The sequence below is a fragment of the Haloglomus irregulare genome, assembly GCF_007421925.1.
GTDB lineage: Archaea > Halobacteriota > Halobacteria > Halobacteriales > Haloarculaceae > Haloglomus > Haloglomus irregulare.
Window position 1 is genome coordinate 558,834 of sequence record NZ_QMDX01000001.1, and the last position, 23,194, is coordinate 582,027.

Below are 23,194 nucleotides of genomic sequence, written 5' to 3' on the forward strand. Positions count from 1 at the left end.
CCCGACGATGCGGGAAGCCGGGCTGGACCCTTGCGTTACATATCAACCCCTCCGACTACCCGGGGTCCGAGTCATTCGGTACAGGAACGGACGAGATGGAGAGACGGCTGCAGGAACTCGAGGACCGGCCCGACCGGGCCGTGGTGGTCGCGGACGGGGACGCCCGAGTTCACATCAGGCAGGCACAGCAGCGCGCGGTGGGGCGGCGAACGGCGTGGGAGCGGAGGGGGTGCACCGACGCGGGCGGCGGGGTTGAGACACCTCAGGTCCGCCAGAGCGTCCCGAACGTCTCGAAGAAGTCGGCATCCGACTCCGCGAGCTGGTAGTCGATACCCAGCCCGCGTGCGCGGTCGGCGACGTCCTGGATGTGGCCCCGGAGTCGGGCCCGGTACGAATCGCGACGGCGGGAACCGACGTGGGTTCGGACCGAGGTCGTCGTCTCCGGGTCCTCGACGACCACGTCACCACTGACCGGGAGGTCGCGCTCGACGGGGTCCAGCGTTCGGACCAGTATGACCTCGTTGTCGCGAGCCAGCGTAGCCAGCCCCGCCTCGACCGCCGCGGCTGGCGCCAGACAGTCGCTGAGCACCAGCACCAGCGACCGGTCGTCGATGCGGTCGGCGTACGCCTCCAGCGCGTCGTCGAACGCTCCCTCCCCCGCCGGCTCGCGGGCACCGAGATCGTCGACGAGGCCGAGCACCTCCCCACGTGTCGACCGCCCCCGGTCGAGCCGCTCCGGTCGGTCGTCGAACACGGCAAACCGGAACGTGTCGTGTGCGCGGGCGGCGAGGTAGGCGTACCCGATGCCCAGCTTGGCCGCCAGTTCGAACTTCGGGGGCGCCCCGGCGCCGGCAAAGCCCATCGAGCCGCTGCTATCGAGCAGGACGTGCAGGGTCCGGTTGCGCTCGGCCTCGTATTCGGTGACGTAGAGTTCGTCCGTGCGGGCGAACAGTTTCCAGTCGATACGCCGCGTATCGTCCCCGGGGGCGTACCGCCGGTAGTCCGCGAACGTGAGCCCCTCGCCACGCTCTCGGGTCCGCTGCTCGCCCTGGTAGCGCGAGGTGACACGCTGATCGCGCGACTGCGCGAACCGCTCCAACTCGTCTATGAATCCGGGGTCGATACTCATAGGAGCTCGCCGACCGCCTCGTCGGGGGTCATCCCGTCGCGCTCGGCCCGGAAGTCCACGACCACCCGGTGTCGGAGCACCGGCCGGGCCATCCGCTCGATGTCGGCCTCGCTCACGTAGGCCCGCCCCTCGATGAGCGCCCGGGCCTTCGCGGTCACCACCAGTGCCATGCTCGCCCGCGGAGAGGCGCCGTACTCGATATGGTCGGCCTCCCGGGTCGCCCGGACCAACTCGACCGCCCGCTCGCGGATGTCCTCGGCGATGGGGACCTCGCGGGTGAGCCGCTGTGCGTCCCGGAGCTCCTCGCGGGTGAGCACCTGCTCGACCGGGATGGCCTCGTCGACCCGCCCGGTATACCGGTCGACGACCGTCAGCTCCTCGTCCACCGAGGGGTAGTCGACCAGGATCTTCAGCAGGAATCGGTCCATCTGGGCCTCCGGAAGCGGGTAGGTCCCCTCCTGCTCGATGGGGTTCTGCGTCGCCATCACGAAGAACGGCTCCGGGAGCGCGCGGGTCTCGCCCGCCGCGGTCACCTGGCCCTCCTCCATCGCCTCCAGCAGCGCGGCCTGGGTCTTCGGCGTGGCGCGGTTGATCTCGTCGGCCAGCACGACGTTCGCGAAGACCGGTCCCTGCTCGAAGACGAACTCGCGGCCACCCGTCGCGTCCTCACGGATGATCTCGGTGCCGGTGATGTCGGAGGGCATCAGGTCCGGCGTGTTCTGGATCCGCGAGAACGAGAGGTCAGTGACGTTCGCCAGGGTCCGGACGGTCAGCGTCTTCGCGAGCCCCGGGTTCGACTCCAGGAGTGCGTTGCCGTCGGCCAGCAGACAGGCCAGCAGTTCGTCCAGCACCTGCTGCTGGCCGACCAGCCGCCGGCCGACCTCCTCGCGGACGGTCGCCAGTTTCGTCTGCAGGGCATCGACATCGAGTTCGGTCTCGGTGGTGTCTTCGGTCATGTGTCTCGTGTCCGTATGCGTCGGTCCGGGGCCACGGGACCCGCCGCGACGGTCGGTCGTCCCGGTCGGGGTGGTCGCCGCCGGCTCATTCGTCGTCGTCCTCCCTGATACGGAGGTTGTACTCGCGGATGATGTCCGCGTTCTGGACGTCGTCGGGAGCGTCGTAGCCGGCCTGCTGTGCCTCGTACGACCCCTCCGGCACGTATCTGTCAGACTCGTATGACCGGTTGCTCGTCGGCGTGTCGTCGTCACCAGCGCCGCCCTCGGTCCCGCTGATGACCAGTTCCGTCTCGTCGCTGCCGTCGCTCACGTTCGTCTCGGCACCCAGCACGCTGTCGCCGTCCTGAAGCCCGGTGTACGAGTTGTTCCCGTCGGCGGTCGTCCCGTTGGCGGCCGGGCCGTTCGTTCCACCGTCGCCGTCGACGACGGGACCGAGGCCGATTCCGCCGGCGGCCACGCCGACGGTGGCGACCGAGAGCACGACGACGAGGACGGCCGTCGCCGCGACGCGGCGTACGGGCACCAATTCGGCACTCGAGGCCGCCCGGAGTCGCTCCAGAACGTCCGCATAGAGCCGGCGCGCGACGACGCTATCGGCACCGGCGGTGGCGGCGTCGCGAGCGGTCCGGAGCGCCTCCCGGAGGTCCGGGTTGGCCGCCTCGAACCGCTCGACCGGCGGCCGGCGGACCTGGAGGGCGAACTCGCCGGTGGCGACGACGAGTCCCAGCCCGGCCGCGGCGGCGAGACCGGCCCACTCCGGACCCGGAAGCCGGGCGCTGACGAGCGCCAGCACGAGGTTGGCCGCCAGGAGGACGACGACACCGTCGACCAGTGCCGGAACGGCGGCGGCCTTGAGCGACTCCCGCCGGATCTCCTTGACCGCTCCCTCGACGGCCGCCCGTGGGTCTTCAGCGGTACTGTCATCTCCGTCCGTCCCGTCGGCCGTGGCGTCGGTCACGAGTCCGACCCGTCGCTGCCGTTGTTCGACCGGCACTCCTCGAGTTCCCGTTCCAGCCGTTCGTTCTCTCGTCTGAGCTGCTCGTTCTCCTGTCGGAGCTGCTCGTTCTCCTCCTGGAATGCGTCGCGCTCCGCCTCCAGCTCCTCGGTCGTGGTCTGCAGTTCGCTGACGCTTCGCTCGAGTTCGTTTATTTGGGACTCCAACTCCTCGGTCCGAGACTCGAGTTCGCTGCGCTGGCTTCGCAGCAGCTCCACCCTCGACTCCAGGTTGTTGCGCTCGACCCGGAGCGAATTACGCTCCGATTCGAGCTCGTCGGCCCGCGAGCGGGCAGTCCTGAGCGACTCACGGGTATCGACCAGCTCGTCCTCGGTCTCCCGGAGCCGGTCCTCGGTCTCCCGGAGCTGCTCGGTCACCTGCCTCAGGTCGGCCTGACGGGTGGCGATCGTCTCGTTGATCCGCTTCAGCCGCTGCTCCGCGTCCGCCAATTGGGACTTCTTGGCCTGAACCTCGGACTCCAGTTCGGCGTTCCGGTCGCGCAGCTGTTCGTTTCGGTCCTGGAGGTCCTCAACCGACTCCTGATAGAACAGCGTCGCACCGGCGGTGCCGGCCATGGAGACGCCGACTACGAGGACGAGGACCAGATTGATACCGTCGCCGAGCGACTTCATGCGTTCTCGGTGCCACCGGGCACACAAATCTCTTCGGTGGGAGCGCTGGCCGGCGGTTAGTCGTCCGCGGCCGCGTCGGTCGGCGTCCGGCGGTACTGCCGGTAGCGCGAGAGCCGCCGGGCCGTCACCTCCAGCAGGAACAGGAGGAGCCCGACGGTCACCAGTAGCCACCCCCACTCCTGGCGGACCTCGCGGGTCCGTTCGGCCGACTGCTGGACCGTCCGTGCGATGGCCGCCGCCTCACCCTGGTCGAATCGCTGGCCCCCCGTCCTCCCGACCAGCTCCGCGACCGCGTCCGACTGTCCGTAGGCACCGTACTCGCGGGGGTAGTTGACAGCGAGTCGCGCGTCGAGCACGTCGACGAAGCCCGGTTCCGACGGTCGCAGCGTCGTTTCGTAGGTCCCCGGCTCGACCTGGCGGAATCGGGGCGCCGCGGTCGGGCGCTCGTCGCCGACGTACCGGACGGTCACCCGCTCGCCGACTCTGCCGTCGGGTGCGGCGACAACGCCCCGTCTCCCCCGTTCGGGGTCGCCGATGACCCAGTTGACAGACTTCGACAGCAGCAGCGAGTCCGGCTCGGTCAGCAGTCCGCGTAGCGTCCCGTCCCGCCCGTAGGCGGTCACGGAGACGACCCGGCCGAGCCCGTAGCGCCACTGCGCCAGCGCAGGTGTCCCGTCGCTGGTCGCGACGAGCAAGTCCGCACCGGACTTCACCGACACGTCGTTGGCCATCGCCGGGTCGGCGGTCGGCTCCACCCCGGCCGTGATGAACTGGTTCCGGTTGACGACGGTGAGGCCGTCGCCGCTGAACGACCGCGAGTCACCGCCGAACAGCAGCCGCAGCCGGTCGGTCTCGTCGGCACGGAAGTACTGCCCGCCCGTGGCGTCGGCGACGTCCGACAGGCGGTCCTCATCGATGCGCTCCCCGACGCCGATCGACACCACCTGGACGCCCTGTTCGTTGAGCTCGCGGGCGACGCCGCGGGCGGAGACGTCCTGGCTCCGGCCGTCCGAGATGACGATGACCGTTCCGGGACCGTTGAGCAGGTCGGCGGCCCCACGCAGGCCGACTGCGAGGTCGGTCGCGCCGCCGCTGTCCAGCCGGCGTACCTTCTCACGGAGCTGCTCGCGGTTCGGCCCGAGCGGCACCACCTCGTTGATGCGGTAAGCCCGGAAGTTGAACGCGGCCAGCCCGACCTCGTTCTCGTCACCGAGCTGTCCGATGACGTTGAGCGTCGCCCGCTTCTGGACCGTCATCCCCTCCTCGGCGCTGCCCGAGACGTCGACCAGCACCACCAGCCGCGTCGTCCGGCCGTCCGTCTCGCCGGTGCTCACGGGGAGCACCGCGCCCAGCGAGGAGTTCCCGTAGCCACCGCCGTCGTACGCGCTGCGGCCGCCGACCGCCACCAGTCCCGTGCCGTCGATGACGGCACGCTGGAGCGCGGTCACGTTGCCCGCGGTCGCGGCGGGTTGGTCCTGGAGCACGACCGCCTGGTACGGGCGCAGGTCGTCCGGGATCGCGGGGCGGCGCGTCACGTTGTACAGTTCCTCAAGCAGATCGCCGAACGGGTACGCGCCCTCGGAGACGTAGAGAACCCGTGGCTGCGGGACGACGCGGACGGTGCGACGGTAGACGTCGTTCCGCCCGGTCCCGTCGTCAGCGCCGACCCGAGCGACCAGTTCGTGGGTCCCCACCTCGTCGAAGGTGTAGCTGAACTCCGCGGTGTCGGCGCCGTCGACCACCTCGGTGAAGACGGGCGTCCCGTCGACCTCGACCGTGACGGGCGCCGAGTCCTCGATGGCAACGCCGCCGACGCGGACGACGAACCGGTTGTCGATGCCGACCGAGGTCTTCGGAGGGGCGGACAGGGTGACGTACCGCTCGGTCCGCGTCGAGGAGAGGTCGACCGTGTGGACGGTCGCGTTGGCCTCTGTCACGACCTCGCCGGCCGCCGCCAGTGACCGACCGTCGGTCACCCGACCGTCGGAGACGAGCAGTAACGAGGCGTTGCGCTCAGCGCTCGCCACCACCGCATCGCCGACCCTGGAGGTGGCGCCGGAGCCGACGACCGATCGGCTGACCGGCACACCCTCCGCTTCGATGGCCGCGGCGAGTGCATCGATGTCGGCGTCCGTGACGGCCATCGAGTCGGACTCGTCGGCCAGCAGCCGTACCCGTGGCTCGCCCGGGGTCTCCCGCGCGACCGCCGTGTACGGGCCGGCCGCGGCCGTTACCAGCAACACGACTATCGATGCCCGCGCCAGGAGCAGCCCGATGCGGCGCCGGCGCCCCCAGTCTCCACCCTGGCCCGTCCGGACGGCCAGCGCGACGAGGAGCGCCAGCGCGACCGGAATCGCGAGCAGAGCGAGTGGGAGCTCCAGCCCGACGGTCACGCCGCGGACGGTCGCCTCGACGGCCTCCGTGCCGGGGAGGTCAGACTGGGTCGGCGCGAGCGCCACGGTGGACGCCCCCGACATCAGAGGTCACCCCGGCGGCGCAACAGCGCCACCTCGGCCAGTACCGCGCCGACTGCCACGAGCGCGACGCCCGGTGAGAGGTCGAGTGGCCGCTCGACCGTCTCCTCGCGTTCCCCGGCGATCCCGTCCGGGCCCGACGAGAGGGCCGGGGCCGAGACGTTCGATTCGGCGTCGTCGAGCAGGGAGGCGCTCACCCGCCGGTCACCCGCCCGGTAGTGACCGGCCGCGTCCAGTCGGACGGCGCCGTCGACCGTCCGCTCCCCGTCCGGCCCGACGACGGTCGTCCCGTTGGCGACCGACAGGCGCCCCCCGGTCCGCCGGTTCGTCTCGTCAAGCGGGGCCCGGCCGGCCGCCTCGAACACCAGCCGCTTCCAGAGGACGGGATACTGGTAGTTGAACTGGAACTCCGACTCGTCGGAGAGGTAGCCGTAGTACAGCGTCCGGCCCTGACCGAGTCGGCCGCGAGCCAGTAGCGGCGACCCGTCGGCCGTGACGACCGCCGACGAGCCGTTCTTCAGTACGGCCGTCGGCGCCACTTCCGGTGGTGGGAAGCTGATGCCGCGGGTCAGCCGGTCCGTCCGCGACCGGAGCGTCGGGCGCTCGGTGCGACCGGTCGGCTCGACCGGCAACAGGGGGCCGTAGCCGACCTCGCCGAGCTGGTCCTGGGCGACGATGATGGTCCCGCCGCCCTCGCGGGTGATCCGGGCCGCGGTCTCGCGCGTGCTCTCCAGCAGCCGGGTCCGGTCGACCGTGCCGAACACCACCACGTCGTACGCGGCGTCCACGGCGGTCGGGGGCTCGGCGACGGTCACGTCGACCGTTTCGGGGACCGATAGCGCGGTCCGGATGAACCGGTCCCTCCGGGGGTTGCTCGTGACCAGCAGCACCCGGACGGTTCGAGCGTCCGGACCCGCGACGTGGAGCCGGTCGTCCACGGGGAACCGGTCGCCGGGAGCCAGCCTGACGGTCGCGTCGCCGACCGGGACCGGCAGCGTGACCGTCCCGACGTCGCCCGGGTCCAACGCGACCGTCTCCTCGGCCTCGCCCAGCCGGACCGTCCGCTCGACTGGCCCGTCGGCGTAGCTCTTCACCGACACCGTCACCGTCGACCGCTCGTACTCGGCGTCGACGATACCGACGTTGGGGACCGACCCGCCGACGGGTCGGAGGTCGACCCGGTATCCCCGGCCGCGGGCGGTCTCGACAGCCTCGCGCCAGCCCGCACCGGCGAAGTCGCTCACGACCACCACACGGGCGTCCGCGTCCGCGACCGCGGTGGCCGCCGAGATCGCCGCCCCGAGGTCGCTGGCAGCGTCCGTCCGCTCGACCCTCGCGAGGGTTCCCCGTGCGTCGGCGGCGGCGCCGCGCTGGAGCCGGACCCGTGGGGTCGTGCCCGCCGTGACGACCGAGGTCGACTCCGAGACGGACTCGCGGGCGATCTCACGCGCCGCCGCGAACCGACTCCCGCCGGCGTCCTCGACGGCCATGCTGGCGGAGGTGTCCAGCACCACGACCGTCTCCGCCGTCGTCGCCGTCCCCGTCGTGGTGATGTACGGCGAGGCCAACGCGAGCGCGAGCAGCACGATGACGACCACCTGCACCAGCAGCAGCAGGTTCCGGCGGAGCCGGCGGAATGCGGGGCTATCGACGCCGCTCTCGTCGGCTACGACGAGGAACTCCAGCGTCGGGAGTCGGAGCCGGCGCGGGTCCGGCCGCACCAGATACAGCAACAGCAGCGGGACCACCGCGAGGAGGGCGAGCAGACCCAGCGGGGTCAGGAACACGTCGGCGAGACCAGCCATCGGGAGACCGCTCGGCCCCGACCGACAAACCCCTTGTGACGTGGGGCGCTCGCCCCCCGGGCGTCGTCAGTCCAGCGCGACCGTCCCGCCGTCGGCCGGAACGACCACCTGTTCCCGGGCGCCAGCCTCGGCCAGCGCCGTGGTCAGGTCCTCGCGGGTCGCGAGGCAGTGGTTGATGGCGTCCATGTGGTCCGCGACGATCGTAGCATCGGTCCACTCGCGGAGCGTGAGCACGTCCGCGGGCGTCATCGTGATGGGGTCACCCTCGACGAACTGCGCGGCGCCGGCGTTGGCGACCACCACGTCGGGCTCGTGGGTGTCGAGCGTCTCCCGGACCGCCTCGTACGGCACCGTGTCGCCGGCATGGTAGACGGTCGGCTCGCCCGGCGCCTCGAGGACGAACCCGGAGACCGGCCCCATCCGCTCGGCCAGCTCGCCGTCGCCGTGGCGCGCGGGCGTCCGCGTGACCGTCAGGTCGCCGAGCATCGCCGTGCCGTCGACCGGCCGCGGATCGAACCCCTCGTCGCCCAGCTCGTCGGCGTCCGCCGGCTGGCAGAGCGTCGGCTGCCCGTCGGGGAGCTGGTCGCGGGCCGCGTCGTCGAGGTGGTCCCGATGGAGATGCGTGACCAGCAGCGCGTCGTGGGCGAGCGGGGCGTCCGGGAGGGCCACGAGCGGGTTCCGCCGGTCGTTCGGCGAGTTCGGGATCGGCGGTATCCCGCCGGGCGCGGCGAGCATCGGGTCCACCAGCAGTGTCGTGTCCCCGAGCGTCAGTCGCAGCGTCGCGTGTCGCAGGAGCTGGAGCGTGGCCATGCGCGACGGTCGCCCGGCGAGGGCAAAGCGGTTCCGCCAGCCAGCCTCGCGTTCGTCCGGGGGTCGAGCATCGGCAGGGACGCACCGACCCTCGACCGGCCCCTGTTCGGGAGGTGAGCTTATATACCGGCACGACGCACGCCCGGATGATGAGGAACGCCGAGCTCAGCACCGACCCGCTGGCCGTCCTCCGCGAGGAACTCGGGGCCGCGCTCGACGCCGCCGAGGACGACGAGGCGTCGTACCACCTCCGGGAGGCGATGCAGCACGCCGTCGCGGTCCGCGAGACCTGGCCGGACGAGCGGGGCCGGACCGACTGATACCGGTCCCGGCGGCTGTGGCGCGGCACTCGTTACAGCCGACCGGCTCGTGTGCTGTGCGTCCACGGCGAGAGCGCGGTCCCGGCGTCGGGTGGACCCCGACCGGTCGGGGGGCCGGGGCCGTCGTGCCACTCAGTCGTCGGTGGAGGCGGCGAACTCGGAGCCGCTGGCGCCGGTGTCCGGGCCGACCGACTCGGGCAGGTCCTCCCGGACGTCCTCGGCGCCCTCGCTGAGGACGCGCGAGTAGGCCTCGGGCATCACCTTCACGAACTCGTCGAGCTCGGCCTCCCAGTTGTCGAGGACGTACTGGGCGCGGTCCGAATCCGTGTGAGCCGCGTGGTTCTCGACGAGGCGGCGCATCATGCGCCGGTCACGCTCGTCCAGTTCGCGGGTGGTGTCGACCATGCCGTAGTTCACCCGCTCCTCGAAGTCGCCGTCGCGGTCGAGCACGTAGGCGACGCCGCCGCTCATCCCGGCGGCGAAGTTCTTGCCCGTGTCGCCCAGGCAGACGACGACCCCGCCGGTCATGTACTCGCAGCCGTGGTCGCCGACCGACTCGACGACCGCCTTCACGCCGGAGTTCCGGACGGCGAACCGCTCGCCGGCCTTCCCGTTGATGTAGGCCTGGCCCTGGGTCGCGCCGTACAGCGCGACGTTACCGGTGACGATGTTCTCCTCGGGCTCGTACGGGGCGCTGTTGGGCGTCTGGATGATGAGCTTCCCGCCCGAGAGCCCCTTGCCGACGTAGTCGTTGCCGCTGCCGGTCAGCGACATCGTCACGCCGTGCTTGAGGAAGGCGCCGAACGACTGGCCGGCGACGCCGTCGAAGTCCACCCGGATGGTGTCCTCCGGGAGGCCCTCGAGCCCGTGCTCGGTCGAGATGTGATGCGAGAGCGTCGCCCCGACGGCGCGGTGCTGGTTGCCGATCTCCATGTCGAGGTGGGTCGGGTCGCCCGTCTCGAGGGCGTCGCCCAGCTCGTCCATGATCGCCCAGTCCAGCTGCTCGTCGACCTCGTGGGTCTGGGGCTCGGTCTTCCGGCGCTGGTCGCCCGGCGGCTGGGCGATGACCGAGGAGAGGTCCAGCTTCCGGGCCTTCTCCTGCTCCACGTCCGTCCGCTGGCGGAGGACCGACGGGCGGCCGATCATCTCGTCCAGCGAGGTGAAGCCCAGGTCGGCCATGATCTCGCGCAGCTCCTGCGCCATGAACGTCATGTAGTTGATGACGTGGTCGGGCTCGCCGGGGAACCGGGCACGCAGGTCATCGCGCTGGGTGGCGACGCCGACCGGGCAGGTGTTCTCGTGGCACTGCCGGGCCATCACGCAGCCCGAGGTGACCAGCGAGGCGGTGCCGAAGACGTACTGCTCGGCGCCCAGCAGGGCGGCGATGGCCACGTCACGGCCGGTCTTCATCCCGCCGTCGACGGTGACGCGGATGCGGTCGCGCAGGTCGGTCGCGCGGAGCATCTGGTTGGCCTCGGCCAGCCCGAGCTCCCACGGCAGGCCCGCGTTCTTGATGCTGGTCTTCGGGCTGGCGCCGGTGCCGCCCGAGTGGCCCGAGATGTGGACCACGTCGGCGTTGGCCTTCGCGACGCCGGCCGCGATGGTGCCGATGCCGGCCTCGGAGACCAGCTTCACGTTGATGTCGGCGTCCGGGTTGGCCGCCTTCAGGTCGTGGATGAGCTGCTTGAGGTCCTCGATGGAGTAGATGTCGTGCAGCGGCGGCGGCGAGATGAGCCCCACGCCCGGCGTCGAGTAGCGGACGTGCGCGATCATCTCGTTGACCTTCATCCCGGGGAGATGGCCGCCCTCGCCGGGCTTTGACCCCTGGGCCATCTTGATCTGGATCTCCTCGGCGTTGGTGAGGTAGTCCGAGGTGACCCCGAACCGGCCGGAGGCGACCTGCTTGATGTTGCACTCCTTCTCGGTATCGAACCGTTCGGGCGGCTCGCCGCCCTCCCCCGTGCCCGAACTCCCGCCGAGCCGGTTCATCGCGATCGCGTTGTTCTCGTGGGCCTCCGGCGACAGCGAGCCGAGACTCATCGATGCCGTCGCGAACTTCTGGACGATCTCCTCGACCGGCTGGACCTCGTCGATGTCGACGGGGTCGCGGTCGGAGTCGAACTCCAGCAGCCCGCGCAGCGTCTGGAGCTGCTCGTTCTGCTCGTTCATCAGCTCCGCGAAGTCGCCGTAGCGCTCGTAGTCGGCGGTGCGGACCGCCTGCTGGAGCGCCCCGACGCTCTCGGGGTTCCACTCGTGATAGATGCCGTCCGAGCGGTGCTCGTACTCGCCCTGCCGCTCGAGGTCGGCCTCCTCGCTCCAGGCGACGTGGTGGCGCTTCTCTAGGTCCGCCTCCACGTCCTCGATGTCGATGCCGCCCGTCCGGGCGGTGGTGCCCTCGAAGTACTCGGCGACGAAATCGGAGTCGAGGCCGACCGCCTCGAAGATCTGGGCACCCTGGTAGGACTCCACCGTCGAGATGCCCATCTTGGCCATCGTCTTCAGCATGCCGTCCTCGACGGCGTGGATGTACGCGTCGATGGCGGCGGCCTCGTCGGCGCCGTCCGGGCCGGCGACGAGGTCGGAGATGGACTGGAAGGCCAGGTACGGGTTGACCGCGCCGGCACCGTAGCCGACCAGCGTCGCGAAGTGATGGACCGCACGCGGGTCACCCGACTCCAGCACGAGCCCGACGTGGTTGCGTAGTCCGTTCCGGACGAGGTGGTGGTGGGTGCCGCCGACGGCGAGCAGGCTGGGGATGGGGACCCGGTCCTCGCCGGCCGCGCGGTCCGAGAGCACGAGGATGTCGTGCTCCTGTGCGGCGGCGGTCGCCTCCGCCCGCAGCCCGCGCACCGCGGCCTCCAGGCTGGCCGTCTCCTCGGGGTCGTACGTGATGTCGAGGACGGCCGAGGAGAGGCCGTCCGCCTCGTCGAGGTCCTTGATGCCGGCCGTCTCGGCGTCGGTCAGGACGGGCGAGTCCGCGACCAGCTGGCGGGCGTGCTCGGGCGTCTCGTCCAGCAGATTGCGCTGGGCGCCCAGCCGCGTCTCCATCGACGTGACGACCTCCTCGCGGATGTAGTCCAGCGGCGGGTTCGTCACCTGCGCGAACAGCTGCTTGAAGTAGCTGAACAGCGGCCGGTTGAACTGCGAGAGCACCGACAGCGGCGTGTCATCGCCCATCGAGCCGACGGGGTCCTTCCCGTCGCTGGCCATCGGCTCCAGCAGGTGGTCCATCTCGTCGTACGTGTAGCCGTACATCGCCTGGTGGGCCCGGAGCCCCTCGACGTCGTCGCGGGGCGCCTTGTCGTCGGCGTCGGCGATGTCCGGGAGCGAGACCTGCTCGCGGTCGACCCACTCGCCGTACTGCTCGTCGAGCAGGCCCTCGAACACCTCCGCGTCCGGGACGACCCGTCCCTCCTCGGGGTCCGCGAGGAACAGCTGGCCGGGCTGGAGGCGGTCCCGACGCTCGATCTCGCTGGGGTCGTGGTCCATCGCGCCGGCCTCGCTGGCCATCACGAGCGTGTTGTCGGTCAGGACGTCGTAGCGGCAGGGCCGGAGCCCGTTCCGGTCGAGGACGGCGCCGATGCGGTCACCGTCGGTCGCCGCGACCAGTGCGGGGCCGTCCCACGGCTCGACGAGCGAGGCGTGGTAGTCGTACCACTCCTGGCGCTCCTCGGGGACGTGGTTGCCCTCCTTGCGCCACGCCTCGGGGATGAGCATCCGCAGAGCGTGGGGCAGGTCACGGCCGCCCTCCATCAGCAGTTCGAGCGCGTTGTCGACGGAGGCCGTGTCGGACTGCTCCGGGTCGTCGATGATGGGCTTGATCTCCTCGATGTCGTCGCCGAAGTCGGGATGGGAGATCTCCGTCTCCCGGGCCCGCATCCAGTTGATGTTCCCCTGGATGGTGTTGAACTCGCCGTTGTGGATGACGTTCCGGTACGGGTGGGCGAGATGCCACGCGCCGAGCGTGTTCGTCGAGAAGCGGGCGTGGACCATCGCGAACGTCGACCCCATCCGCTCGTCGGTCAGCTCGGGGTAGTAGCCGGCGAGCTGGTCGGCCTTCAGGAGGCCCTTGTAGACCAGCGTCTTGCGGTCCAGCGAGACGATGTAGAACCGCTCGGCGCCGGTCGGCTGCTCGTCCTCGAGCCGGTTCTCCAGCGACCGGCGACCGACGTACAGCGCGCGGTCGAAGGCGTCCTCGTCCATCGGCTCGGCGGGCCGGACGAACACCTGCGCGACCTGGGGCTCGCTCTCGACGGCGGTCGCGCCCAGCATCCCGTTGTCCGTCTCGACGGCCCGCCAGTGGAACGCCTCCAGTCCCTGCTCGGCCAGCTCGGTCTCCACCATCGACTGGAGGCTCGCGGCGGCCTCGTCGTCCTGCGGGAGGAAGACGGAGCCGACGGCGTACTCCCGGGCGGGCGGGAGGTCGACCTCGAGCTCGTCGCGGAAGAAGGCGTCGGGGATCTGGATGAGGACCCCGGCACCGTCGCCCGTGTTCTCCTCGGCGCCGGTCGTGCCGCGGTGTTCGAGGTTCTCCAGCAGTTCGAGCCCGTCGGCCAGTACGTCGTGTCCGCCCTCGCCGTCGAGGTCGAAGACCACGCCGACGCCACAGTTGGCGCGGTCCTCGTCCGGGTCAACGAGCAGCGACTCGCCCGCCTCGCTCGCGGACCCAGATGTGTGTTCCTGCATGTCAACACCTCGCGTCAGACGACGTAAGAGGATTTCTGTTAAGGACTAATGGTACACTAACCGCAACTAAGGAGCATAATACACTACCGCCTGATGCTAGGTGTTTGGTCATGGCTCGCTGGTGCGTGATACTATGTCATGGCTCCGCGGGAAAGAACGTATCGTCTGCGCCCCGTGAGCGGCCGAAAGGACCACGCCGGCAGCGGTTCTCGCCGGGGCGACAGGTCCCGGTCAGGAGCGGGAGGCGGGCCCGGCGGCTGGGCGTGGGCGTGCGAATCCGGTCCGGGAGGGGACGGAATACCGATGGAAATCGGCCCATCGAGAACTCGTTGCCACGGTAACGGTATTATACCGGGTTCCAGTCGGTTATGGGACCGATAGTCGGTCAGAACGAGTGATGGACGACGCCGGTCCGTCCCCGTGTCGCGCCACACTGCGCCACAGGTGCGGGGGCACCGCTCCGAGCGGGGCGACACCGTCCCTCCGCAGGGGGTTGCGAGGAGCGGCTCCCGTGGCGCCCGCCGGCAGCGTGCGCGAGGAGGCTCGAGGGGGAAGAGTGCGTCTCAGTCGTCCGCGGGCGTCGGGGCGCCGGTCTCGCCGGCCGCGGTCGCCGAGGGGCCGGCCTCGACGGCCTCGATGAGCAGCTCGGAGACGTCGACGATCTCGATGTCGTCCTCGTAGTCGCCGGTCTTGCGGCCGTCCTCGTACATCGTCATGCACATCGGGCAGGCGACGACGAACTTCCCGACGGCGCTCCCGGCCTCCGTGTCGTTCAGCGCCTCGCGGATGCGCTCCTCGGAGGCCTTCTCCTCCTCGTCGTGCTCGAGCCAGAGGCCGCCGCCGCCGCCACCGCAGCAGTAGGAGTTGTCGCGGTTGCGGGGCATCTCGTGGAGGTCACAGCCCGTCGCGCGGATGAGCTCCCGGGGGGCCTCGTACTCGTCGTTGTACCGGCCGAGGTGGCACGGGTCGTGGTAGGTGACGGTGTAGTCGAGTTCGGTGCCCTGCAGGCCCAGCGCGTTGCGCTCGACCAGTTCCTCGACCACCTGCGTCCAGTGGAGCACGTCCACCTCGCCGTCCTGGTTCCAGGCCTCCTCGACCTCGAACGGCATCATGGGGTCGTCGGCGAACTCGTCGAAGTCGACCTCCGGGTACTCGTTCTTGAACGTGTTGTACGAGTGGGGGTCCGTGCAGACGATCTTATCGAAGTCACAGTCCCGGAACGACTCGACGTGATGGCCCGCCAACTCGACGTAGAGGAACTCCTCGCCGACCCGGCGGATGTCGTTGCCATCGTACTTCTCGTCGTCGAACAGGATACCGAAGCTGACGCCGGACTCCTTCAGCAACTTCGCGAGCGAGCGGGCGACCTTCCTGTTCCGGTCGTCGTAGCTGGGGTAGTCACCGACGTACCAGAGGTACTCGACCTCCTCCTCGCGGGCGTCGGTGACGTCGAAGTCGAGTTCCTCGGTCCAGTCGGCGCGCTTGCGCTGGCTGTTCCCGAACGTGTTGCCCTTCTGCATCACGTTCTGGAACACCTCCTGCAGGCTGGACTGGATGTCGCCCTGGTCGGTGAGCTGTCGGTTGAGCCGGGTGAACGATTTGAGATGCTCGATCTCGACCGGGCAGGCGTCCATGCAGGCCATGCAGGCCATACAGGACTCCATCGTCTCGGCGGCGATGACGTCGCCGTCCTCGGCGATGATCTCCGTCTCCTCGGCACCGGCGTCGACCGCCTCGCGGTACTGTTTCAGGTCGAGGATGACGTCGCGGGGGTCGAGGTTGCGCCCGGAGGCGTTCGCCGGGCAGACCGAGGAACAGCGGCCACACTTCGTGCAGGCGTCCTGGTCCAGCATCTCCTTCCAGGAGAACTGGTCGATGGACTCGGCGCCCGTGTCCGCATCGAGGTCCGCGGGGATGCCTGGCAGGCGCTGGCCGGCCTTCTCGTCGCGGGTCACCACGTTCGCGAACGAGGAGATCATGTGGAACGGCTTTGCGTACGGGATGACGGCGATGAAGACGAAGGCGAGGATGGCGTGGGACCACCAGCCGACGGGGTAGAGGGTCCCGGCCATGGCGACCGAGCCCGCGGGGTCCATGCCGAACGTCTGGAAGGTCGCGTTCAGCACGTCGGCGACGAACCAGCCGACGAACGAGACCCGCTCGAAGCCGATGAACTGGACGGCACCGTTCTCGACGCTGGCGGTGCCGAGGATGCGCAGCCCCTCCTGGAGGTAGCCGCCGACGCCGAGCAGGAACAGCGACCAGACGAGGAAGGCGTCCTCCCAGTCGGTGTGCTTGCCGTGGAGCCGTTCGTTGCGGGAGACGTAGCGCCGCCAGATCGCGATCCCCACGCCGACGACGAACAGCAGCCCCATCGCGTCCATCACCAGCGAGTAGGAGAGATAGAAATCACCGATGAAGAAGGACTGGCGCTCGCCGGTCAGCAGCGCCGTGGCGTTGCGGAAGACGTCGATGTCGATGGCGAGGATGGTGGTCCCGATGAGCAGCGTCAGGAAGCCCCAGAGGATGAACGCGTGCATCACGCCGCCGACGATGTCGCGGTTGAACTGCTTCTCGTTGGAGCCGACGATCTTGGCGGCGCTCGCGATGCGCCCGGGAAGGTCGTCCAGCCGGTCGAACCAGTCCTCGGTCCCCCGACGGTACCGGGCGAACCGCTCGTACACCCCGTAGGTAAAGACGAACACCGTGACGATCGCGAGGTAGTAGAACACCACCTCGCCGGTGTGGGAGATCTTCCAGAACGTCGGCCGGGTGGTGACCCCGGACTCGACGCCGGCCTGGAGTAGCGTCGACATCATACGGCGTGAACGGAGGGCAACATGCTTAACTCTTGTCAACCGCTCGCACCCGTCCCGTTGCCGGCTTTTAGCCCGAATCCGGGGTCGGGTTGCCAGTGTAAACCCGGCACCGGCCGGGTCGTCCATCACCTGGTGCCCGGCCGGCCGTGGTCTCCGCTCGGCCCACCGCTCCGGGCGGGCCCCGGCGACCGTCCGGCCCACCCGGTTCGCCCACAGGCTTAAGTGTCGTGCTCGGCTGGGAGCGACTCGCATGGACGAGAAAACGGAGGAGCTCCGGGACCTCTTCGAGGAGGTGACCGGGGAGGACACGGTCACGGAGACCCAGGAGGAGACGCCGGGGTCGCTGGCGGGGGAGGACGAGGACGACCTGGCCGAGGGACTGGCGGCGGCCGTCGCGCGGATGCGCGAGACATACGACTTCGAGACGGAGCTCTCCGACGCGGAACACGCCCGGGTCGCCCGGGGCTACTACGAGGGCGAGGACGACACCGATATCGCCGAGGCGCTGGACGTCGACCGACGCGAGGTCGTTCGGGCCCGCCTCGACGTCCACCTCGTCCGGGACCGGGACCGCGACGCCCCGTTCGACCTGACCGACCTCCGGGAACTGCTCAACGAGGACCGCTCCACGGGCGATATCGCGGCCGAACTGGACGTCTCGCCCTCCACGGTCCGGCGCTACCGGCGCGTCGTCCGGACGGAGAAGGAGATCCGCAGCGTCTCCGCCCGCTACCAGGCCGACTTCGAGGACGTGCTCACCGACGCCGGCATCAGCCACGACATGACCCGCGATATGAAGGAGGACGGCCTCGAGGACGCCACGGATGGCGCCGAGGCCGAGAGCAACATGTCGCTGTGAGGGCTGGCGCCGTGGGTCGGGCCCCTGCGCCCGTCGTGTCAGCCGCCGGGCGGTCGTCACATCGCTGAACCGTCGGCCGTATTCGTATAACCGGGCTAACCGCCGGGTACAAGAATTCTGTCCAGATTTGTGAACATATACTCCATATCGAAGCGCTATCGCCGAGTCACGGCACCGTGGCGGCTCAGAACTCGTGGAGCGCGGACTGCTCGCGTGCGGCCAGCACGTCCTCGCAGGTCGACCACGAGTGGCGGGCGCAGTCGGGCAGGTCGCCCTCGCGGTCGACGTACCGCGTGAGGAACTCGCGGGTCGACGGGTCCGAGGGGTAGCCCGAGCCGAGGTCGGCGTACCGGTCGGAGAGCGCCGCGACGTGGGCGTCGCGCTCGACCTTGGCGACGACGGAGGCCGCGGCGACCATGGCGTACGTCTCGTCGGCACCGTGTTCGGCCCGGAGCTCGACGTCGGCGTCGAGGCGGTCCGTCACCCGGCGGCCGAACCGGTCGGCGTCCGTCTCGCCCCCGTCACAGATGCCGCCGTCGCCGTCGCGGACGACCGCGGCGAGGGCCTCGGCCTGCGCGGCGACGGTCAGCGTGTTCATATCCGTGTCGGCGTCGGCCCAGCGGCCGCGGCCGTCGATGCGAGCAGGTGGGACCTCGGCGACGCCGATGTCGACGCGGTCGTCCTCGCGGAGCTGGGCGGCGAGTTCGCGCCGGTGTTCGGGCTGGAGTCGCTTGGAATCGTCGACGTCGGCGGGGATGGCGACGGCCGGCGCTCGGACGGCGGCGGCGAACATCGACCCCAGGACGGGCCCTTTGCCGGCCTCGTCAGCCCCGAAGCGCATACCACGGGGCGTGAGCGCAGCCGTAATCAAGATTTCGCGTCCCGAGGTCGCGGTCGGACGACCCACGCGTGGCGTGAGTCCCGCCAGTCAGCGGTCGGACCCGGCACCGTCGACGTCCGCATCCGTGTCCGGGGCCGTTGCGCCCGGTTCGACGGGGGCGATGGCGTCCGCCGTCGCGGCCCGCTCCATGACGACCACCGAGGCCTGGTCCGCAGTGATACCCTCCGTCCACTCGTCCGGGTCGCGGCCGCCGGCACCCGCAGCGTCGCTCTCCGCGAGGAAGTAGTCGGGATGCTCGAACGGCTCCGCGACGCCGGTGACAGCCATCACGTCCAGCGCGGTCACCTCGGCGTCGACGCCGAGCAGGTCCGCCAGCGACGGCTCCGTGCGGCCCTCGTCGCTGCTGACGAGTTCCTTCACGTAGAGCCCGCCGTCGCCGTGGACGACGAGCGTGGCGTGCTCGCCGTCGGTCGTCGCCCCGGAGATGTCATGGACCGTCCGGGTGCGCACGAGGTCCGCGCGGCGGTGGTCCACCCGGTTCGGGGTGCGCTGCTCGACCGTCGCCCCCCGCAGCCCGTCGAGTGCGGCCTGCAGGTCCTCCTCCGTCACGGCCTCGTCGAAGGTAACGACCATCCGGTAGGTCTTGGTCGCCTCCAGCTCCTTCACGTGCTCGACCATCCCGTGGGTCCCGTAGCGGAGGCCGACGACCTCGATATCGTCGGAGGCCTCGTTGATCTCCGCCTCCAGCGTCGAGAGGTCAGTCCGGCGGCGGTGGGGGGCCTCGACCTCCAGCACGAACGGGCGGCCGGTGCCGACCATCAGCGCGTCGACGTCCTCGCGCCCGGCGCCGTGGAAGACGCCCTCGCGGCCACGATGGGCCTCCACCAACGTCGGCGCGACCTCCTGCTCGACGCTGGTGCGGTAGCGATAGCCGGTGCCGTCGCACTCCGAGCACGGCCCGACGCCGTGCTGGCGGCCCGACCCGCCACACGCGGAGCAGGGCCACTCCGTCTGCGGGACCATCCGCCGGAGCTTCCGGTAGCGGCCGTAGACCGCCAGCGAGTTGATATCGACCTCGACGGTCGTCTCCGCGCCGACGGCCACGTCGAGCGTGACCTGTACCTCCGGCCGGCCGAACTCGACCTTCGCGCCCGTCCGGGCGCCCACGCGGCGCCCGACCTCGCGGTTGAGCTCCTTGCCCAGGTCCTCGCCGTGGGCGCCGTCGATGGGGTCGAGCCCGGCCTCCTCGCGGAGCAGCGTCTCGTTCTCCTCCAGCAGCGGCGGCACCCGGCTCCCGAGCTGGTACGTGTCGAACTCGATACCCTCCAGTTCCGCGACCACCCGCTCGGCGAGGGCGTCGAACTCGCCACAGAGCCCCTCGCAGACCCAGCAGTCGGCCACGTCCGGCGGTTCGTACGGCGGCTCGAACGCCTCGTCGTCGGCCAGTGCGAGCGTCGTCCTGAGTGCCCGGCCGCGCTCCTCGTTGCGCAGCCCGAAGCTCCGATCGGCCACCAGCCGCCCGAGGCAGGCATCACAGACCGGCCCCGAGGCGACTGCCCGACGGGTGACGGCCGACACGTCCACGTCCGCGTCACCCTCGTCGCCACCGGCGTCCGCGTCGGTCATGGGTCCTGCTGGTCGTGGGCGGCGCTTGTGCCTTCCGACTATGTCGTGGGCGTGGAGGTTGGCAACAGTCGGACGTGGGGCCCTATCCCGACCCCCCGTCACCCGCGTCTCGTACGAGCTCCTCGGCGCGGTGGCGCAGCTCCGCGGTCATGTGGAGGCCCCGGTCGTCAAGTCGTCGGACGAGTTCCACCCCCTCCGACGCCGGGAGTCCTCCATTAACGGCCCGGACGATGGCACCGATGGTCCCTGTGACGGTCGCGCCAAGCCCGTCCGCAACCGTCCGGAGTCGCCGGTCGTCGGAGACGAGCGCCACCGAGGTATCCGCGTCGCGAGCGGAGAGACATGCCGCGACGAGTTGGACATCACCGGACAGTTCGTCCTCGCCGAGGAGCTCCGCCGCCCGGTCGAGGTGGGGCCCCTCTTCGGGACAGTCCGTCCCGATGTCGTGCGCCTCACGGAACCGTTCAAGATTGGTCCGTGCCGGTTCCGTCGTCACCTCCTGGCGGACGGCCGGACAGCAGACGAGCGTGCCGTCGAACGACGTCAACAGGCCGAGTTCGCCCACCGGCCCCAGTCCAATGAGTACCGTCGCGTCGAGGAGTATCCTCATAGCTCGTGGGCGGCTGCCGCGTCGTCCGCGAGGTCGTCCGGGGTGAGCTGTGTCGTCAGGTTCCGTTCGCGGGCGATCTCGAGCCACTCGGCGACGCTCACGCCCGCGAGTCTGGCGGCTTGGTTGACGCTCACCTCGCCGGACTGGTACTGCTCCGCCGCCATCCTGACTCGGATATCGTCGAGTCCCTCTCGGAGAGCTTTCCGGATGACCGAACTCTTGTCCTCATCGAGCAGTTCGGCGACGGCCTCCAGATCGGCCTCGTCCTCCTCCGGAATCCGTGCGCTAATCGATCCCATGTATGCATTGTACTACGTTGCATTACAAGTAGCTTCGGACGGCGGTGGGCGTGGCGAGGCGGTCGCAGGATACCAACCGGAATGCCTACACCCGGCGGTCCGCCACGCTATCACAGATGCGAGCGGCGCTCCGCGTGGCCGTCGTCATCGGGCTCATCCAGGGGGTGTTCGAGTGGCTCCCCGTCTCCAGTGAGGGGAACGTGGCCCTCTACCTCACGGTCGTCGAGGGGCGCCCCGAGACGGCGGCCGTCCAGTACGCGCTGTTCCTCCACGCGGGCACGGCGCTGGCGGCGGCGCTCTACTACCGTGGGGAGATCCTGGCGGTCCTCCGGACGCTGCCGCGCTGGCGGCCGGGTGGGGCCTTCGCCGACCGGGAGCGAGCCGACTGCAGCTTCCTGGCGGTCGCGACGCTCGTCTCCGGGGGCGTCGGTATCGTCGCCTATCTCGCCCTGGAGGCGGTCGTCTCCGCGGTGGCCGGCGGTGCGTTCGTCACGCTGGTGGGCCTCCTGCTCGTGGGTACGGGCCTCGTCCAGCGAGCCGCGAATCGAGGCGGAGCCGCCCGAGCCGACGGCGGCACGCCGGCCGAGGCGGAGGACGCGACCCCCGCCGCGGGGCCCGGGACTGCGCTCGGCGAGCGCGAACGCGGAACGCTCCCCGACGCCCTGCTGGTCGGCGCCCTCCAGGGACTGGCTATCCTCCCGGGCGTCTCCCGGTCGGGCACGACCGTCTCGGCGCTGTTACTGCGCGGGTATCGCGCGGAGGCGGCCTTCCGGCTCTCCTTCCTGCTCTCGATTCCGGCGGCAGTCGGCGCGGGCCTGCTCGTCGTCCTCGACACCGGCGTCTCGGGGGTCGAGCCGCTCGCGGCCGCCCTGGCGCTCGGGACGAGCGCCGTCGTCGGTTACGCCACCATCGACGGGCTCCTGCGTGTCGTCCAGCGCATCGCGTTCTGGCTCGTCTGCCTCGTGCTCGGCGGTCTGGCCGTCGTCGGGGGCCTGCTGGCCGGTGTCGTCTGAGCGGCTGGCCTCAGTCCGTCCGTTCCCAGAGCAGCCGCGCCTCACCGTCCGGCGTCGGCACCGTGTTCTCGCGCTCGTCGTAGACGGTCCACTCCCCCGCGTCGACGCCGTTGCTGACGTCGATGATCTTGCAGACCGTCGGCTCCCCGGCGGTGCTCCACCAGCGGGTCGGCTCGGCGTAGCAGTAGAGCTTCGCGCCGTCGAAGACGATACTCTCGATGGTGTAGCCGGTCACGCCGATGGCCTCCGTCCCGAGCCGGGCCTGCCGCTCGACGCCCATGTAGAGGTCGGTCACCCGCCCGTCCTCGGTCAGCGCGAGTCGCAACCCGCCGTCGTGTTCCGTGACGTCGACGCTCGGCATGTTCGGAACGACGGGCGGCGTGTTCATAGTGTCTTGGCGCGGCGGCGCTCGGCCGGCCCCGTCGCCGGCCGCCGCCGGGAGTCGCTGGGTATTCCAGCCTCCAGCCCGAATCCCTGGCAATGCAGGATGCCTACAAGGAGTTGATGTTCCGCAGCTTCAAGGACGCGATGGATATCGTCGCCGACTACAATGAGTGGGCCGGGGACGCCTTCGACGAGCAGGTCCCGGTCCCGCCGCAGGCGGTGCCACAGGTCGCGATGGCGCTCTACCAGAGTCGGATCCGCGAGCGGGTCGGGAACGGGAGCCTCGATTTCCCCGAGTTCGACGGTCGGATGTACGAGTGATCTAGTTCTCGCGGCGACGGCGCGTCAGGAGGAGGAAGCCGGCAAGCAACGCGACCGTGCCAGCGACGGCACCGAAGCCACAAGAGTGACCTGATTCTCCCGGAACCGGTGCAACGCCGGACAGTAACAGTCAACCCGGGATTCAAACGTCGAGTCCGACAGGTTTGCCCTGCTCCCACTCGACAGCAAGGACAACCCCCTGGAGCGATTCGGGTCGCTGTTCTGCGACAGCAAGCGGGTGTGAATCGATGAACTGCGCCCGCTGGTGCTCGACAGCCGTCGCCTCATCGTTCACCTGCAGGTGTACCGGCCCGGGGTCATCGTGTGTATCGTCCTGATGCCACCCGACGAGTAGCCCCCGCTCCGGTTCGATCCAGTCGAGCTAGTAGTATTCGGACGGCTTAGGGGTTTGCAGCCGGAATCCGATCTCGACCCGCGAAGTCGTCACCGGGTACTCCGTATCCCCGGGGACCTGCCGGGAATCTACCTCGCCGACGACCCGGTATGGGCCTGCTTCCCGCGGTTCAGCACGCCGACGACGGACGTTCTCGAACGTCCCGCTGAGACGATTCTCGACGCGGTCGTGGAGGCGCTTGCTCCGTAGATCTGCCCGATT

The 23,194-nt window shown here is 70.1% G+C and carries 20 protein-coding genes; 5 read left to right on the forward strand and 15 right to left on the reverse strand.

The window, feature by feature from the left end:
- Positions 1 to 262: 262 nt before the first annotated feature.
- From DP107_RS02880 to DP107_RS02910, 7 genes are all read right to left on the reverse strand, one after another.
- Positions 263 to 1,129, reverse strand: a complete 867-nt coding sequence (locus DP107_RS02880) for a DUF58 domain-containing protein (RefSeq protein WP_144260613.1) — start codon at positions 1,127 to 1,129, stop codon at positions 263 to 265.
- Positions 1,126 to 2,085 (reverse strand): AAA family ATPase, encoded by a 960-nt coding sequence (locus DP107_RS02885; protein ID WP_144260614.1) that lies wholly within the window; start codon positions 2,083 to 2,085, stop codon positions 1,126 to 1,128. The genes DP107_RS02880 and DP107_RS02885 overlap by 4 nt, the downstream gene beginning before the upstream one ends.
- Positions 2,086 to 2,170: 85 nt before the next feature.
- Positions 2,171 to 3,043, reverse strand: coding sequence for a DUF7502 family protein (locus DP107_RS02890; RefSeq protein WP_144260615.1), 873 nt, complete (start codon positions 3,041 to 3,043; stop codon positions 2,171 to 2,173).
- A complete protein-coding gene (locus DP107_RS02895) occupies positions 3,040 to 3,711 on the reverse strand; it encodes a chromosome partitioning protein (protein ID WP_144260616.1) in 672 nt (223 codons plus the stop codon). The genes DP107_RS02890 and DP107_RS02895 overlap by 4 nt, the downstream gene beginning before the upstream one ends.
- Positions 3,712 to 3,767: 56 nt before the next feature.
- Positions 3,768 to 6,188: a vWA domain-containing protein gene (locus DP107_RS02900; protein WP_144260617.1), complete on the reverse strand. Its 2,421-nt coding sequence runs from the start codon at positions 6,186 to 6,188 to the stop codon at positions 3,768 to 3,770.
- Complete coding sequence (locus tag DP107_RS02905; protein ID WP_144260618.1) at positions 6,188 to 7,990, reverse strand: vWA domain-containing protein; 1,803 nt, start codon at positions 7,988 to 7,990, stop codon at positions 6,188 to 6,190. Before DP107_RS02905 ends, DP107_RS02900 begins: the two co-directional genes overlap by 1 nt.
- Positions 7,991 to 8,056: 66 nt before the next feature.
- Entirely contained in the window at positions 8,057 to 8,800 is a 744-nt protein-coding gene (locus DP107_RS02910; protein WP_144260619.1) for an MBL fold metallo-hydrolase, read from the reverse strand.
- Between the two features lie 149 nt (positions 8,801 to 8,949).
- Between DP107_RS02910 and DP107_RS19755 the strand changes: the two genes are divergently transcribed.
- Positions 8,950 to 9,120, forward strand: coding sequence for a hypothetical protein (locus DP107_RS19755; RefSeq protein ID WP_185977140.1), 171 nt, complete (start codon positions 8,950 to 8,952; stop codon positions 9,118 to 9,120).
- Between the two features lie 132 nt (positions 9,121 to 9,252).
- Here DP107_RS19755 and gltB read toward each other — a convergent pair whose 3' ends face one another.
- The gene (gene gltB / locus DP107_RS02915) at positions 9,253 to 13,806 is read right to left on the reverse strand and encodes a glutamate synthase large subunit (RefSeq protein WP_144260620.1); all 4,554 of its coding nucleotides are present in this window, start codon (positions 13,804 to 13,806) and stop codon (positions 9,253 to 9,255) included.
- 563 nt (positions 13,807 to 14,369) lie between these two features.
- Positions 14,370 to 16,622 (reverse strand): heterodisulfide reductase-related iron-sulfur binding cluster, encoded by a 2,253-nt coding sequence (locus DP107_RS02920; RefSeq protein ID WP_144260801.1) that lies wholly within the window; start codon positions 16,620 to 16,622, stop codon positions 14,370 to 14,372.
- Positions 16,623 to 16,875: 253 nt separating this feature from the next.
- Here DP107_RS02920 and DP107_RS02925 point away from each other — a divergent pair, with 253 nt between their 5' ends.
- Positions 16,876 to 17,484 carry a conditioned medium-induced protein 4 gene (locus DP107_RS02925; protein WP_144260621.1) on the forward strand — a complete coding sequence of 203 codons (609 nt, stop codon included), beginning with the start codon at positions 16,876 to 16,878 and terminating at the stop codon, positions 17,482 to 17,484.
- A 184-nt stretch (positions 17,485 to 17,668) separates the two neighbouring features.
- On the opposite strand, the gene rnhB is transcribed toward DP107_RS02925, so the two are convergent.
- From rnhB to DP107_RS02945, 4 genes are all read right to left on the reverse strand, one after another.
- Entirely contained in the window at positions 17,669 to 18,325 is a 657-nt protein-coding gene (gene rnhB / locus DP107_RS02930; RefSeq protein WP_144260622.1) for a ribonuclease HII, read from the reverse strand.
- An 87-nt stretch (positions 18,326 to 18,412) separates the two neighbouring features.
- A complete protein-coding gene (locus DP107_RS02935; RefSeq protein ID WP_144260802.1) occupies positions 18,413 to 19,909 on the reverse strand; it encodes a tRNA pseudouridine(54/55) synthase Pus10 in 1,497 nt (498 codons plus the stop codon).
- A gap of 124 nt (positions 19,910 to 20,033) precedes the next feature.
- Positions 20,034 to 20,561 (reverse strand): hypothetical protein, encoded by a 528-nt coding sequence (locus DP107_RS02940; protein ID WP_144260623.1) that lies wholly within the window; start codon positions 20,559 to 20,561, stop codon positions 20,034 to 20,036.
- Complete coding sequence (locus DP107_RS02945; protein ID WP_144260624.1) at positions 20,558 to 20,860, reverse strand: UPF0175 family protein; 303 nt, start codon at positions 20,858 to 20,860, stop codon at positions 20,558 to 20,560. The genes DP107_RS02940 and DP107_RS02945 overlap by 4 nt, the downstream gene beginning before the upstream one ends.
- Before the next feature lie 116 nt (positions 20,861 to 20,976).
- Here DP107_RS02945 and DP107_RS02950 point away from each other — a divergent pair, with 116 nt between their 5' ends.
- Positions 20,977 to 21,873 (forward strand): undecaprenyl-diphosphate phosphatase, encoded by an 897-nt coding sequence (locus tag DP107_RS02950; RefSeq protein WP_144260625.1) that lies wholly within the window; start codon positions 20,977 to 20,979, stop codon positions 21,871 to 21,873.
- A 10-nt stretch (positions 21,874 to 21,883) separates the two neighbouring features.
- On the opposite strand, the gene DP107_RS02955 is transcribed toward DP107_RS02950, so the two are convergent.
- Positions 21,884 to 22,234: a hypothetical protein gene (locus DP107_RS02955; protein ID WP_144260626.1), complete on the reverse strand. Its 351-nt coding sequence runs from the start codon at positions 22,232 to 22,234 to the stop codon at positions 21,884 to 21,886.
- Positions 22,235 to 22,353: 119 nt separating this feature from the next.
- Here DP107_RS02955 and DP107_RS02960 point away from each other — a divergent pair, with 119 nt between their 5' ends.
- Positions 22,354 to 22,578, forward strand: coding sequence for a hypothetical protein (locus DP107_RS02960; protein ID WP_144260627.1), 225 nt, complete (start codon positions 22,354 to 22,356; stop codon positions 22,576 to 22,578).
- Between the two features lie 142 nt (positions 22,579 to 22,720).
- Here the strand turns inward: DP107_RS02960 and DP107_RS20640 are convergent, their stop codons facing one another.
- Positions 22,721 to 22,873 carry a hypothetical protein gene (locus tag DP107_RS20640; RefSeq protein ID WP_238330745.1) on the reverse strand — a complete coding sequence of 51 codons (153 nt, stop codon included), beginning with the start codon at positions 22,871 to 22,873 and terminating at the stop codon, positions 22,721 to 22,723.
- A 114-nt stretch (positions 22,874 to 22,987) separates the two neighbouring features.
- On the opposite strand from DP107_RS20640, the gene DP107_RS20645 reads away from it, so the two are divergent.
- Positions 22,988 to 23,182 carry a hypothetical protein gene (locus tag DP107_RS20645; protein ID WP_238330746.1) on the forward strand — a complete coding sequence of 65 codons (195 nt, stop codon included), beginning with the start codon at positions 22,988 to 22,990 and terminating at the stop codon, positions 23,180 to 23,182.
- The last annotated feature ends 12 nt before the right edge of the window (positions 23,183 to 23,194 follow it).

What these genes read in the sequence shown, in the direction of transcription:
- DP107_RS02880 (WP_144260613.1), bottom strand. Translation starts at nt 1,129, where the DNA reads ATGAGTATCGACCCCGGATTCATAGACGAGTTGGAGCGGTTCGCGCAG.
- DP107_RS02885 (WP_144260614.1), bottom strand. Translation starts at nt 2,085, where the DNA reads ATGACCGAAGACACCACCGAGACCGAACTCGATGTCGATGCCCTGCAG.
- DP107_RS02895 (WP_144260616.1), bottom strand. Translation starts at nt 3,711, where the DNA reads ATGAAGTCGCTCGGCGACGGTATCAATCTGGTCCTCGTCCTCGTAGTC.
- DP107_RS02900 (WP_144260617.1), bottom strand. Translation starts at nt 6,188, where the DNA reads ATGTCGGGGGCGTCCACCGTGGCGCTCGCGCCGACCCAGTCTGACCTC.
- DP107_RS02905 (WP_144260618.1), bottom strand. Translation starts at nt 7,990, where the DNA reads ATGGCTGGTCTCGCCGACGTGTTCCTGACCCCGCTGGGTCTGCTCGCC.
- DP107_RS02910 (WP_144260619.1), bottom strand. Translation starts at nt 8,800, where the DNA reads ATGGCCACGCTCCAGCTCCTGCGACACGCGACGCTGCGACTGACGCTC.
- DP107_RS19755 (WP_185977140.1), top strand. Translation starts at nt 8,950, where the DNA reads ATGAGGAACGCCGAGCTCAGCACCGACCCGCTGGCCGTCCTCCGCGAG.
- gltB (WP_144260620.1), bottom strand. Translation starts at nt 13,806, where the DNA reads ATGCAGGAACACACATCTGGGTCCGCGAGCGAGGCGGGCGAGTCGCTG.
- DP107_RS02920 (WP_144260801.1), bottom strand. Translation starts at nt 16,622, where the DNA reads ATGTCGACGCTACTCCAGGCCGGCGTCGAGTCCGGGGTCACCACCCGG.
- DP107_RS02925 (WP_144260621.1), top strand. Translation starts at nt 16,876, where the DNA reads ATGGACGAGAAAACGGAGGAGCTCCGGGACCTCTTCGAGGAGGTGACC.
- rnhB (WP_144260622.1), bottom strand. Translation starts at nt 18,325, where the DNA reads ATGCGCTTCGGGGCTGACGAGGCCGGCAAAGGGCCCGTCCTGGGGTCG.
- DP107_RS02940 (WP_144260623.1), bottom strand. Translation starts at nt 20,561, where the DNA reads ATGAGGATACTCCTCGACGCGACGGTACTCATTGGACTGGGGCCGGTG.
- DP107_RS02945 (WP_144260624.1), bottom strand. Translation starts at nt 20,860, where the DNA reads ATGGGATCGATTAGCGCACGGATTCCGGAGGAGGACGAGGCCGATCTG.
- DP107_RS02950 (WP_144260625.1), top strand. Translation starts at nt 20,977, where the DNA reads ATGCGAGCGGCGCTCCGCGTGGCCGTCGTCATCGGGCTCATCCAGGGG.
- DP107_RS02955 (WP_144260626.1), bottom strand. Translation starts at nt 22,234, where the DNA reads ATGCCGAGCGTCGACGTCACGGAACACGACGGCGGGTTGCGACTCGCG.
- DP107_RS02960 (WP_144260627.1), top strand. Translation starts at nt 22,354, where the DNA reads ATGCAGGATGCCTACAAGGAGTTGATGTTCCGCAGCTTCAAGGACGCG.